The following is a 12,973-nucleotide window of genomic DNA, read 5'->3' on the forward strand; positions in this document are numbered from 1 at the left end:
TCATGCTGGGGTTCTGCGGCACACGACCGCAGAAGTGAAGAGGTTTGAGATGAATCGCCTGTCAGAAAAAGTTGCCCTGATCAGCGGCGGTGCCCGAGGAATGGGTGCCGCTCACGCGGCCATGCTGGTCGCTGAGGGTGCACGAGTGGTCATCGGTGATCTCCTCGACGATGACGGCCGCGCGTTGGCTGCGCGTCTGGGTGACGCGGCGTCGTATGTGCACCTCGACGTCACCGACGAAAGCGACTGGAATGCGGCCGTAGCCCACACCCTCGACGCCTTCGGTCATATCGACGTTCTGGTCAACAATGCCGGGATCGCCAACAGCGCCCCGATCGCTGACTTCCCGCTCGCGCTCTGGCAGAAAACGCTTGACATCAACCTGACCGGGGCGTTCCTCGGGATCCGAGCAGTGATACCTCTTCTCGTCGGCCAGAAGAGCGGTTCCGTGATCAATATCTCCTCGGTCGAAGGGCTCCGCGGTAGCGCCGGTCTGCACGCCTACGTCGCGACGAAATTCGCCCTGCGCGGACTCACAAAATCAGTTGCCGTTGAGGTCGGCGCGTCAGGTGTACGGGTGAACTCGATCCATCCCGGTTTCATCACCACACCGATGACCGAGGGGATCACGGCCGCACAGTTGCAGATCCCGCTGGGCCGGGCCGCGGAACCCACCGAAGTCTCTGCTCTCGTGCTCTTTCTCGCCAGCGACGAATCCAGCTACTCCACCGGCTCGGAATTCGTCATCGACGGCGGTCTGACCGCCGGCATCCCGCACGCCTGACCCTGACGCTACCGAAAGAGCACCCACGATGTCCCTCACAACCACAACCACGGCCCGGCCTGATCATGACACGCGGATGCGAAAAGTAGTCACGCTCCCGAGACCCGCCGGAGCCCCCTACGGGCTAAGAGGACTCGGTCAGGATTCCGCATCGATGTGGCAGCAGAGTTCTGACAGTCACGTTCGAGAGGTGTTCCGCCGCGTCATCCGTATCCTCAGCGACTCAGAAGACGGCCACCTGGCCGCTCTCCAATTCACGCTCTTCCTCCGCCACATCACACCTGCGAAACCCGATGAATCGTCGACCATTCTGGGTCAGCCCGTGAATGCGGCGCCCCAACCGATCGGTACGGCGCTCATCGTCAGTGCGCCTTCCTGCGATTCCTTCACGATCGCCGAGAACGTCGCGGCCGCATTGGCTGCACGCAATTGTGTGGAGCTCGCTCTGTTTGAACACCCCGCACCCGACGTGGCTGCGCTGATCAGAGCCCTGCAACATGTACTGCCAGAAGGTGTCTTCACCGTTCTCAGTGAACGAACCGGGTGGGGCGGTCGCGGGCCCGATACCGCCATCATCATTCTCACCCCAGACCGTGCGTTACTCAACGACAGGCCCTGGGTCAGTTCGAGACCGAAAAGTTCTCAGCAGGCGATGGTTTCGTTCTATAGCCGATGACGGCATATCGACATCGGAAATGTTGACCCGCCCCCTCGCTTTCATCGGGGGGGCGGTGTGCTGCGTGTTTCGAGGTCGAAGATCGCCGCCTGGGTGCGGCGCTGTAGCCCGAGCTTTCCGAGCAGCCCGGAGACGTAGTTTTTGACGGTCTTCTCTGCCAGCGAGAGTCGCACCCCGATTTCGCGGTTAGTCAGCCCATCGGAGATGAGCGCCAAGACCTGCCGTTCCCTGGGGTTCAATGAGCTGAGCCGCGGATCAGCTTCGACTGTCGAGGCGAGCCGCTGGACCACACGTTTCGCGACGACAGGGTTCAACAGGGCTCTGCCAGCAGCGACCGCGCGAATCGAATCGATCAGGCCGCTGCCGAGGATGTCTTTCAGAACATAGCCTGACGCTCCGGCCACAGCGGCTGCGGTGATCGCTTCATCATCGTCGAACGCCGTCAGCATCAAGCACTGCAGATCCGGGTACTCAGACCTCAGGTCTCGGCAGAGGTCGATGCCGTTTCCATCTGGCAGTTGCACATCAAGCAGAGCGATATCGGGTCTCGTCGCGGCGATCCGGGTGCGTGCCTGTGCGGTGGTCGCCGCCTCACCGATCACCTCGATGTCGGACTCAGCGTCGAGCAGCGAAGCTAGTCCGCGGCGGACCAGTTCATGATCATCCAGCAGGAAGACACGAATCATCAGGCTTCCCGTGCGCTTTCACTGATCGGGATGCTCCACCGCACGGAGGTGCCGGGGTGTAAGGAATGGACTGTTAGTGTGCCTGAGCGTGACTTTGCTCGCTGAGCGAGGTTTCGAAGGCCGCTCCGTCGAGCGCCGGGACGTATGCCGACTCCGTTGTCGCGCACTTCGAACACAACGTCAGCTTCGATGATCTCCAAGGTGATGCTGATGGTTGATGCTGCCGCGTGTTTTGCGACGTTGGTGATCGCCTCCCGGCAGACGGCGGCGACGTCATCGGCGAGATCGTCAGTGACAAGGAAATCCACAGGCCCGGCGAATCGCACAACCGGCGTCGTACTGAAACCGGCCGAGAGTTCTTGGACGAGGTCGAGGATGCGATGCCGGATGGTGGGCTGGGCGATCGGGCGCGCTGAGAGAGCGAAGATGATGGTTCGGATCTGGGAGATGCTGGTATCAAGATTCGCCACCGATACCAGAATCCGATCGGTGACGAGCGAGGGTGCTGCGCTTCCTGCGATGCTCTGCATCTCAAGGCCCGTGGCGAAGATCTGTTGAATCACATGATCGTGAAGGTCGCGTGCGATGCGGGCGCGGTCCTCGAACAGCGCCAGCGTCTGCCGGTCAGCTCGGGCGCGCGCGAGTTCCATGGCAATACTCGCCTGGCCGGCGAAGTCTGCCGCCATCTCCAGATCTGAGGAAATGAACGGCAACCCCAACCTGTCTCTTACCACGAGCAGCACCCCCTTTGCAGCGCCTCCTGACATGAGCGGTATGGCCATGGCCGGGCCGATAGCGTCACCGTCAGGTGTCAGAGGCCCGAACTCACGGTCAGCGAACAGACGCGGCTGGCGTGCCTCCAGAACGCTCGCAAGCGACGGTTCCGCGTTCGAGATCCTCAGCCCCAACACAGATTCGGCACCATCACCGATCGCCGTATTGATAACGAACCGGTCCGTGCCGTCAGCTTCACCGACGATGCAGACAAGATCTGCTTCCGCCAACGCTGCGACCCGATCGGCGACCAAAGCGATCAGATCAGTCTCATCCGAGGACAACAGGGCCGCGGTGATCTCTGCGGATGCCGCCGACCATGCCTGCCGACGGCGGGTTTCGGCGAACAGTCGTGCGTTCTCGATCGCGACACCCGCGGTAGCAGCGAGGGCAGTGACGAGCTGCTCGTCTTCAGCACTGAACTCACCGGATGACTGGTTCGAGAGATACAGATTGCCGTACACCTCGGATCGCACCCGAACGGGGACGCCAAGAAAACTACCCATCGGCGGATGTCCAGCAGGGAACCCCGAAGAGCGAAGATCGTCAGAAATCATGGCGAGGCGGATGGGGTGCGGATTCTCGATAAGGGCGCCAAGCAACCCGTGACCCTCGGGCAGGTGACCGATAGCCCGGATATCCTCCGCGGTCATTCCGACGTTGATGAACTGCTCGAGCCCACCGTTCGGCGACAACACACCCAACGCCCCGTACTGCGCATCGACCAGCTCGACCGCTGCGGCGACGATGCGCTCCAGAACAACCGGCAGCTCGAGCTGTTCAACCACAGCCTGGTTCGCCCGGAGCAGAGCACGAAGTCTGCCCTGCGTCAAGAGCACGCCGCGCGCCTTCTCAACCAGGTCGCTGATCGCAACATCAAGCTCTCCACGCCCCTGGTCAGGGAACGAAAGGAAGTCGTGGTCGGTCATCTCGGTACCACCTCGGATCGCTGAACCTCGCGATGCGCTGCGCACGACGGACCCCGTAGCCGCAGTCTAGGCCTATCACAGTTCACTCGCGCCGGCACTGGGACCAAAGGCCCTGCCGTGCTCCTTCGAAATCTGGCAAGATCTTGGCGTAGAAGCCCTGCACGACCTTCTTTCTCAGGACCCCGGAAAGATGAAACAGGCAGAGTCTTCGGAGAGAACCCCGTGAGCGGCATTATCCTCGTCGGCATCAACGACACCGCGCCTAGTATCGCCGCAGCAAATTGGGCGTTGGAACGTGCACGCTCGACGCTGGATCGAATCGTCATTGTTCACGTCCTGAACGATGTTGACGCAGCAAATTCTGTCGCTCGGGATCACGCACTCGCGTTCCTCGCCAAGCAAGCGATCTCACTGCGCATCTCAGCACCCGAAACTCAGGTCACTACCGAGCTCTTGATCGGTAATCCGCTCGAAGAACTCACCACCGCGGCCTCAGCGGCTACGCTTCTGGTCATCGGTACGCACAAGACAGGATTTGTTCAGGGCCGTGTCTTCGGCTCCAAATACATTCAACTCGCCGCCACGACCCCTATCCCGCTGGCTGTGATACCCATGCCCGCGAACCGGGGCGGCCGCGCAGGCGTTGTGGTTGGCCTGAGCGACAGCCGAAGCACCGCGGTCACCCTCGACTTCGCAATCAAGGAAGCTCGACGTACGCTCAGCAGCATCACGCTCGTGCATTCCTGGACCCTGCCGAACATGCCGGGTGAAGTCTTCAGAGACGGCGGTCGACGGGAGTTTGAGTACTCGCTTATCGCCGAGAAACTTCTGGACCATGCGAAAACGCACATACACACTGTTGCCCCTGACGTCCCCGTTCGCACCCGCAGTCTTCGCCGGCCACCGGCCGAGGGACTACTAGACGCAGCCGGAACAGCTCTCCTTCTCGTTCTCGGTAGAACCGCGCCCGGTCCGGCGGGTGGCGGTGTTCTCGGTGCAACCGTGCATGACGTGCTGGTGAACCTCACCACCGCCACCATGATTGTCCCCCCTGAAAACGATCGCCCCGGCACCCCCGAATTTCAGCTGGCCGACACCGAACACGTTGCCATAGCTTGAATTCGCTAACGGGCGGCTTGCCTCGACGGTGATCCCCAGGGGCCGGTTCGATAAAGGACCTTCGGCCCTAAGCGGCGGAGCGTGAGCGTGTTACGTTCGCCTAACCTGATCGATTTCATGGAACCGATGATCTCTGCACCCGCCATGGAAACCCGTGATCGATCCAGCACCGCGCTTCGACCTCCGCCGCGTGCGTGGTCCCGAGAGAAAGCAGACTCTTTTGACGAATTCCGCACAAGCGCAAAACGATCCTAATATTCAGTCATCCGTGCATGAGGAGCTCGAATGGACTCCGGATGTTGATGCTGGGGGCATCGGTGTCGCCGTGAACGATGGCGCGGTTTCGCTCTCGGGCGAGGTGACGACGTATCTGCAGCGTCTATCCGCGATCCACGCCGCCCTTCGGGTGAGGGGTGCGCGTGCTGTTGTTGACGACATCGTCGTGAACTCGAAGAGCAACTACCGTCAGTCCGAAACTGATCTTGCCCGCTCGGTGCAGAACGCGCTCGAAAGCGGCACCAACGTTCCATCAACGGTGAAGGCAGAACTAACCGGCCGAGCCGTGACGCTGACGGGCGAGGTGCAGTGGGATTTCGAGCGGCAAAGCGCACGCCACGCCGTCCAGGGGCTTGCCGGCATCGACTCGATCGACAGCGAGATAGTCCTTCGGCCACGGCCCGCGGATACCCAAGCCGGGACCCGTATCAAGGCCGCCCTCGACCGGAACGCATCGCTTGCCGGCACCAAGATTGAAGTGCTGGTCATCGGCACGAGCGGTCCGTTCGCACCTGGGCGCAATTCCGGACCGCTGAGAAGGTCGCTTGGTCTTCGCCCCACATCACGCACCTCGACAACGAGATCCTGGTGAGTTGGCTTTAGCTCCGAATCCGATGGGATGGGCGGGTCTCCCCTCCCAGCGGCACGCTTTCAATCGTTCGGAAGTCGCCATCGTCAGCAGTACCGAGTGGCAACCTGAGTAGACTCCTTTCTACGCGCTTCCGCGCTTGGACTCTTCCGATTCTGCCCGGGTTCTCTCAACAACAATCGTTCGTTGAAAGTTCACCATGGACGATCGTCCATTCGAGGTACCGATTACATCCGCAGATAACGGTGCGGGAGGTTTGTGCGGCGCGTTCGTTGCAGCGCTCTCGGTCTCGGGGGCTTCGATCTCGGTATTCGGTCGCGATGGTCAGCAGTCCACGATTTGTGCATCGAATTCGATCGCGGCCCGAGCAGAGACATTGCAATTCGAATTGCAGCAGGGCCCCACTGGGAGGCGCTGAACACCGGTCGACCGGTCCTCGTGCCCGATCTCTCCGGCCAGGAAAACCGGGTCTGGCCTGTCTTTTCGGGTGCCGCACAGGAGATCGGTATCGCCGCAGTCTTCGCCTTTCCGATGAGGATCGGTGCCGCGACGATCGGTGTCGTCGATCTTTACAGCACTACACCGCGATGGCTGGACACCACAGAGATTGTTGTCGCGACGTCGATGGCCGGCCGAACCGCGGTAGCCGCAGTGAACAAGGCCATGCTCGGCGCCCTGAATTCTGGCTCTACCGAGCACGAACGGTCCCCTTCGATGCGCCGAGAGGTACACCAAGCCACCGGCATGATCCAAGCGCAACTGGATATCAGCACCACCGACGCTCTCGCCCGGTTGCGTGCTCATGCCTTCTCGACCGGGATCGCGATCAACGAGCTGGCCCGCCAGATCGTTGATCGGAGCCTGGATCTCAGTGCCCTTCCCGACTAACCCACCTCAACCCGGCATCAATCAAGGAGCAATCATCATGGATGGGACAACACGTGAAGCACGCATCAGCGCAGCCTTCGTCAAGGTAGCCGACACCCTCACGAAGGACTTCGACGTCGTGGATCTCTTACACACTCTCGTCGAAGAATGCGTCGAGATACTCGGCATCGACGCGGGCGGGTTGATGCTCGCCGACGCCAACGGGCAGCTGCAGCTCATGACGTCGACCAGCGAGTCCGCGGACCTTGTCGAGATCATGCAACTCGCAGCCGATGCAGGTCCATGCATCGACTGCTTCGCAACAGGAGTAGCGGTGAACGTTCCCGACATCCAGCACGATGGTGGTCAATGGCCGGCCTTCCAGAAAGCCGCCATCCAGCAAGGTTTTAACTCGGTGCACGCCACACCGATGAAGCTCCGCGGCCACATCATCGGAACCATGAATCTCTTCGGCAAAAAATCGGCCGAAGTAAGCGCGAGGGACGCCGACTTGGCGCAGGCACTCACCGACGTCGCAACCATCGGGATCCTGCAGGAGCGCCTCATCCGTGAGGGGCAGATGATCGCTGAACAATTGCACAGCGCCCTCGACACCCGGATCATCATCGAACAGGCCAAAGGCTTCGTCGCCCACTCACTGTCCATCGAAATGCCGGATGCGTTCTTCGCGCTTCGCTCTTACGCGAGAAACCACAATTTCACGATCCGCTCGGTCGCGGAACAGATCAGCAACCAGACCCTGACAGTAGACGAGCTGACCCTCAACCCGCTAAGTAAAGATTCAGCTCCTGCTCGGCCGCGATCTGAGTGATTGCGGCCTGGGCCCGCACGCTGTTGCCGAACTGGTCGAGCCTGGGGGAGAACGCGGCGATCGCGAGCCGCCCCGGTACGACGCACACGATACCGCCACCCACACCGCTCTTCCCGGGAAGACCGACCGTGTAGGCCCAGTCCCCGGATGCTTCGTAGAGACCTTCCATCGTCATTTCGGCGAGGATGTGAGGCACGTTCTCAGCCCGGATCACACGCGTTTTTGTCAGAGGATTGATTCCCCCTGACGCGAGTGTCGCGCCCATCACTGCGAGATCGGCGGTGGTGACCATCGTCGAGCACTGCCGGGTGTAAACGTCGCAGGCTTCCATCGGGTCGGAGTACACGAACCCTGCACTGTACAACAGCCAGGCGATGCCGCGGTTGTGGAAATTTGTGGACTGTTCGGACGCATTGACAGCGTCGCTCAATGAAAGGCTTCTCCCGGCGAACGCGCTCTGCCCTGCAAGAATTTTGTGCCACCGATCCTCAGCGTTCGTGGCCGAAATCAGACTCGCCGAGGCGATGGCTCCAGCATTCACGAGTGCCGACATGGGTTTGTCTGCGTGCAACGCCAGCGCTAGAACGGAGTTGAAGGGCATCCCTGTCGGATCTGTGCCGACTTTCGCGCGGAACGCTTTCGCGCCGACCTCTTCCATGGCCAGTGCCATGGTGAAGACTTTTGAAATCGACTCGAGCGCGAACTCGACATCAGCGTCGCCAGCGTTGAAGACGTCACCTCCGGTCGTCGCAACGCTGATACCGAAAAGAGTCGGATCGACAGAGGCGAGTGCCGCGATGTAGTCTGCGTTTTTGCCACCGCCGTCATTCATGTTGTCCGCCAGCGCGCGCGCTACAGCCGTCTGGATCGGATCATCAGCCAGCATGAGCCGGCGGCTTTAGCACGCTGTCGTCGCGTGCTTCCTCGGGTGCCTTGGCAGACAGGGTGACGGTTCCGGGGGTGCGGTTCTCGGTTTCCCACGTGAATTCGGCGAAGTCGCTGTGGGCGTCTCGCCAGCTCTGCTTACGCATCCGGAAGACGACGAATGGCACGGCGACGAAGATGACCGAGAGTACGACGAGGAGGCCGACGTACAGAACCGGGCTGCCGACGGCGATCTGGCCTGGCGGAATGAAGCTGAAGAACATGGCGACGAGGGAGCCGAGGAAGCCGACGCCTGCAACGACCCAGACTCCCACTTTGCCGCCGGGGATGCGGTACGGACGAGGGCGATTGGGTTGTTTCAGGCGCAGCCGGATGACAGCGGCGAACATGAGAAGGTACATGACGAGGTAGAGGATCACCGTGAGCTGGCTGAGGATCTGGTACACCGACTGCACGGACGGTAGCACGATGAACAGAACCGCCAGTACCGTAACGATCGCTGCCTGCAGCAGCATGATGTTTCTGCCCATGCCGTGCTTGTTGGTGCGCTGGAAGAACTTGGGCAGGTTGCCCGCTTTGGCTACCACCAGAAGGCCTGAGGAGGGCCCACTGATCCAGGTCACGATGCCGGCGAATACACCGATCGCCAACGCGACGGCGATGATCGGCCCTGCCCACGCGATGTGTGCCCAGACGAAGAGGTCGTTGTACGCGGTCAGAAGGCTCTGGGTGAGGTTGATGTCGTTCTTCGGCACGATGAATGCGACGGCGAGGGCGCCGAGCACGAAGACCACTACGGTACCGACGGCCGCGATGAGCACGGCAATCGGGTAACTCCGGGTGGGATTGGTGACGTCTTTGACGTGGATCGCGTTCATCTCCATGCCCGCATAGAACAGAAAAATGCTGGCTGCGAGGACGATGTTCGAGAAGTTCGAGAAGTCAGGAACCACCGCACTCCACGAAATCTCGATCTGCGGCTTGTTACCGGCGATGACGTATGCGAAGCCGAGAACGATGAGGATGCCACCAGGAACCAGAGTGCCGATGACTCCGCCCCATTTTGCGACGCGCGAGAACGCCTTCGCTCCTTTCAGAGCGATGAACGTGGCGAGCCAGTAGACCACGAGAACGACAGCCAGGATGAAGAGGCGATTACTCGCGACAGCGGCGTCGGCGTTCAGATCTGGCCCGGTGTACGCCAACGCGACAGCACCGAACGTCAAGGCGGTGGGAAACCAGATCGTCACTTCGAGCACCAGCATAAACATTGCAACGAGGGCCCACCGGTAGCCGAACGCCTCACCGACCCAGCGGAAGACGCCGCCCTTCTCCGGCCAGGCCGTTGCGAGCTCGGCCGCCACGAGCGCCGTTGGCACGAGGAACAGAACCGCCGCCAGCAGGTAGTAGAAGATCGATCCGAGCCCATATTCGGCCACCGCAGGGAGGCCGCGAAGGCTCAGCACAGCGACGATGTTGAGCATCGCGAGACCGAAGATACTGATGGTTGCGACCTGCTTTACCGTGCGTTTCGGCTTTTTGCTCGTCAGGTGACCCGATTGTGGAGCTGGGTTGGTCTGTGCAGTTGTGGTGGCCATGGTGTGCTCCGGGGTTTGTCTCAGTGGTGGAATGCGGGTTGGGTTTCGATGGGCATGGGGGAGTCCAGTCGGTTGAGGTAGTCCGTCTGCTTGGCCATGTCGACGAGGAACTTGTCGGCGAGGTCCATGCTCATGCCGTTTCGCACCACGATGCGCTGAACGGTGATGTCTTGAAGGTCTGCCGGCATCGGATACGCCGGTACCAGCCAACCCTCCGTTCGCAGTCGATCCGAGAGGTGGTACAGCGTCCAGTTCTTCGAGTGGTCGTCTTTCAGGCGCCAGGCGAAGACAGGAATATCGGTGCCATCGTTCCAGAGTTCGAAGGGGCCGAGTTTCGCAATGCCGGCGGCCAGATATGTGGCGACATCGTGCGATGCCTGCTGAACCTGGGTGTAGCCGTCTCGGCCGAGCCGGAGGAACAGGTAGTACTGCAGCAGCACCTGGGCTGCCGGCCGGGAGAAGTTCAACGCGAACGTCGGCATATCTCCACCGAGGTAGCTGACCTTGAAGATGAGGTCTTCCGGCAACAAATCGACGGAGCGCCAGATGACCCAGCCGAGCCCGGGGTAGACGAGTCCATACTTGTGGCCGGACGTGCTGATCGAGTGGACCCGTTCGAGGCGGAAATCCCACTCGAGGTCAGGCTGAAGGAACGGAGCGATCATGCCACCCGACGCCGCATCGACGTGGATGGCGACATCGAGCCCCGTTTTCGCCTGGATAGCATCGAGGGCCTCAGCAATACGTTTCACCGGTTCGTACATTCCGGTGTAGGTGACTCCGAGAATCGCGACGACTCCGATGGTGTTCTCATCGACGAAGGCGTCGAGCCCGACGCCGTCGAACGTCTTGTGTTCTTCGCTGATCGGTACGTAGCGGGCCTCGATGTCCCAGTAGTTGCAGAACTTCTCCCAGCAGACCTGAACGGCGGAACTCATGACCATGTTGGGTCTTTCGGTTGACTTGCCTGCAGCCCTTCGGCTTTGCTGCCAGCGTCGTTTCAGGGCTAGGCCGCCCAGCATGCAGGCCTCCGATGACCCGACCGTCGACGTGCCGATCGTGCCGGCCGGGTCTGGACAGTTCCACAACTTCGCGAGGATGCGCCAGCAGTTCTCTTCGATCGCCGCGGTTTGCGGATACTCGTCTTTGTCGATCATGTTCTTGTCGAACGACTCTGCGTACAACCGTTTCGCGTGATCATCCATCCAGGTACCGACGAACGTGGCCAGATTCAATCGGGCGTTGCCATCAAGCATCGTCTCGTCGTGCACGATCTGGTAGGCGGTTTCGGGCAGCATCTGATCGTCGGAAAGTTCGTACTTCGAGGCGACGGTATTCTCGCCAGGCCGGGCGAACAACGGGTTCACTGTGACGAATTTGCGGTCGTGTTCCATGGAAAACCTCTTCTTCTTCGTGGGTGACGTCAGGTCGTGGCGAGTCGGGCAAGTGTCGCGGTCTCGGTCACTGCTGCCGCGGTCGCGGTTTCTTTGGCAAGGAAGGACCCGAGTTCGCTGATAGTGCTCATCAGCGGCGCGGGGAAGACGACGGTGGTGTTCTTGTCGACGCCGAGCTCGATGAGGGTCTGCAGGTTTCGGAGCTGCAGGGCGAGCGGGTGAGCCATCATCGTGTCGGAGGCTTCACCGAGCGCTGCGGCGGCAAGCGCTTCGCCCTCGGCGGCGATGATCTTTGCCCGCTTCTCACGCTCGGCTTCGGCCTGTTTCGCCATTGCCCGTTTCATCGTCTCAGGCAGTTGGATGTCTTTGAGCTCCACCAGTGTGACTTCCACGCCCCAGTCGAGGGTTGTCAGATCAAGGATCTTCCTGATGTCCGCGTTGATGATGTCTGTTTCGGCGAGCATCTCATCGAGAGTGTGTTTGCCGACAACCTTCCGCAGCGTGGTTTGGGCAATCTGGTCTATCGCGGCGTTGACGTTCTCGATGGCGACGACCGACTTGACTGCGTCGACGACCCGGAAGTAGGCGACGGCTGAGATGTCGACGCTGACGTTGTCTTTGGTGATGATGCCCTGGGACTGGATCGGCATAGTGATGATCCGCAGCGTCACCTTCGTGAGCCGGTCGGCGATCGGGATGATGATGGCAAGGCCCGGCTTCTTCGTCCCGATGACCCGGCCGAAACGGAACTGCACCCCCATCTCGTACTGCGTGACGACGTGGATCGCGAGCCCCAGCGCGATGATCACCAGAATGCCCACAACCACCAAGACCATCAGGAGGGCGGTCATGAGACACCGCCTGAAGATCTCACCGGGATGGGGCAAGGCCCGGTCGTGATGGTGTACTCGGTCGGTGAATCGATCATGAAACTGCTCCTTAGGGCATCGGTGAGAACCGCTGCCAAGGACCGGAGCAACACGGCCGACACTACGCCGGCGGTGGTTCCTGCTGGTAGGGACTTTGTACCCATTTGCAGGGTGCCAACGGAGCCGCGCGTTCGCTTGTCGGACGTTGCGGCCGCTCGTATTTGGTCGGCGGCCTTGACATCGGAGCGTTCCGGGGAGAGCCTGTGGGAAGTCACTCTGGCCCTTGGTGTCGTTCGAACACGCGAATGAACCGAGGACTGCCATGACTGACGCGCTCACCACCACGACTGCCGAGTGGGTCGATGACGCACCTGAAACCGCCAAGCTGCGTGCACAGCTTGACGAAGCCCTGATCCTGGAACACGCATCGGGTCGGGCGTGGCGGGTATGTGACTCGCGGGTACCCGTCGGGTCTCAGGACAGATGTGTTGGCTTTGTCGAAGAACGCGACGGTCTCTACGAAGTGATGCAGGTCACTGAGACATTCATCTGGACCACACTCGGTTCGATGCGGGCTGCGCTCGATCACCTCGTTGCCACCGCCGAGTTGAGGACCTTCGCCTCTGTGGAGGGCGCCCCGACCACGATTGGCTGACTGATGTCGCCGTGTCAGCCACGGGCAGGCAGCGCGTCCT

13 protein-coding genes are annotated in these 12,973 nt (G+C 61.0%); 7 read left to right on the plus strand and 6 right to left on the minus strand.

What is annotated here, in order from left to right; genetic code table 11:
* The first annotated feature begins 49 nt into the window (after nt 1-49).
* Both B7R21_RS18825 and B7R21_RS18830 read left to right on the plus strand, forming a co-directional pair.
* Complete coding sequence (locus B7R21_RS18825; protein ID WP_116284794.1) at nt 50-784, plus strand: glucose 1-dehydrogenase; 735 nt, start codon at nt 50-52, stop codon at nt 782-784.
* 154 nt (nt 785-938) lie between these two features.
* Complete coding sequence (locus B7R21_RS18830; RefSeq protein ID WP_116284795.1) at nt 939-1,460, plus strand: hypothetical protein; 522 nt, start codon at nt 939-941, stop codon at nt 1,458-1,460.
* Nucleotides 1,461-1,501: 41 nt separating this feature from the next.
* Here B7R21_RS18830 and B7R21_RS18835 read toward each other — a convergent pair whose 3' ends face one another.
* Together B7R21_RS18835 and B7R21_RS18840 are read right to left on the minus strand one after the other, a co-directional pair.
* Nucleotides 1,502-2,146, minus strand: coding sequence for a response regulator (locus tag B7R21_RS18835; protein WP_116284796.1), 645 nt, complete (start codon nt 2,144-2,146; stop codon nt 1,502-1,504).
* Complete coding sequence (locus B7R21_RS18840; protein WP_116284797.1) at nt 2,146-3,849, minus strand: sensor histidine kinase; 1,704 nt, start codon at nt 3,847-3,849, stop codon at nt 2,146-2,148. The genes B7R21_RS18835 and B7R21_RS18840 overlap by 1 nt, the downstream gene beginning before the upstream one ends.
* A gap of 222 nt (nt 3,850-4,071) precedes the next feature.
* Between B7R21_RS18840 and B7R21_RS18845 the strand changes: the two genes are divergently transcribed.
* The 4 genes from B7R21_RS18845 to B7R21_RS18860 all read left to right on the plus strand — a co-directional run bounded on the left by B7R21_RS18845 (nt 4,072) and on the right by B7R21_RS18860 (nt 7,532).
* Nucleotides 4,072-4,968, plus strand: a complete 897-nt coding sequence (locus B7R21_RS18845; RefSeq protein ID WP_172592285.1) for a universal stress protein — start codon at nt 4,072-4,074, stop codon at nt 4,966-4,968.
* Between the two features lie 154 nt (nt 4,969-5,122).
* Nucleotides 5,123-5,836, plus strand: coding sequence for a BON domain-containing protein (locus B7R21_RS18850; RefSeq protein WP_216364315.1), 714 nt, complete (start codon nt 5,123-5,125; stop codon nt 5,834-5,836).
* Nucleotides 5,837-6,091: 255 nt separating this feature from the next.
* Complete coding sequence (locus tag B7R21_RS18855) at nt 6,092-6,721, plus strand: GAF and ANTAR domain-containing protein (RefSeq protein ID WP_116284799.1); 630 nt, start codon at nt 6,092-6,094, stop codon at nt 6,719-6,721.
* Nucleotides 6,722-6,758: 37 nt separating this feature from the next.
* Complete coding sequence (locus tag B7R21_RS18860) at nt 6,759-7,532, plus strand: GAF and ANTAR domain-containing protein (RefSeq protein ID WP_116284800.1); 774 nt, start codon at nt 6,759-6,761, stop codon at nt 7,530-7,532.
* On the opposite strand, the gene glsA is transcribed toward B7R21_RS18860, so the two are convergent.
* From glsA to B7R21_RS18880, 4 genes are read right to left on the minus strand one after another with little or no spacing between them, the layout of a single operon-like run.
* Complete coding sequence (gene glsA, locus B7R21_RS18865; RefSeq protein WP_116284801.1) at nt 7,483-8,418, minus strand: glutaminase A; 936 nt, start codon at nt 8,416-8,418, stop codon at nt 7,483-7,485. The two genes, B7R21_RS18860 and glsA, sit on opposite strands and share 50 nt — an antisense overlap.
* Nucleotides 8,408-10,015 (minus strand): putative glutamine/gamma-aminobutyrate antiporter GadC, encoded by a 1,608-nt coding sequence (gadC, locus tag B7R21_RS18870; protein WP_116284802.1) that lies wholly within the window; start codon nt 10,013-10,015, stop codon nt 8,408-8,410. Before gadC ends, glsA begins: the two co-directional genes overlap by 11 nt.
* A 20-nt stretch (nt 10,016-10,035) precedes the next feature.
* Nucleotides 10,036-11,409, minus strand: a complete 1,374-nt coding sequence (locus B7R21_RS18875) for a glutamate decarboxylase (protein WP_116284803.1) — start codon at nt 11,407-11,409, stop codon at nt 10,036-10,038.
* A gap of 29 nt (nt 11,410-11,438) precedes the next feature.
* Nucleotides 11,439-12,260: a slipin family protein gene (locus B7R21_RS18880; protein ID WP_116284804.1), complete on the minus strand. Its 822-nt coding sequence runs from the start codon at nt 12,258-12,260 to the stop codon at nt 11,439-11,441.
* A gap of 340 nt (nt 12,261-12,600) precedes the next feature.
* Here B7R21_RS18880 and B7R21_RS18885 point away from each other — a divergent pair, with 340 nt between their 5' ends.
* Nucleotides 12,601-12,933 carry a hypothetical protein gene (locus B7R21_RS18885; RefSeq protein ID WP_116284805.1) on the plus strand — a complete coding sequence of 111 codons (333 nt, stop codon included), beginning with the start codon at nt 12,601-12,603 and terminating at the stop codon, nt 12,931-12,933.
* Nucleotides 12,934-12,973: the final 40 nt, after the last annotated feature.

It is taken from the genome of Subtercola boreus (genome assembly GCF_003399625.1).
GTDB lineage: Bacteria > Actinomycetota > Actinomycetes > Actinomycetales > Microbacteriaceae > Subtercola > Subtercola boreus_C.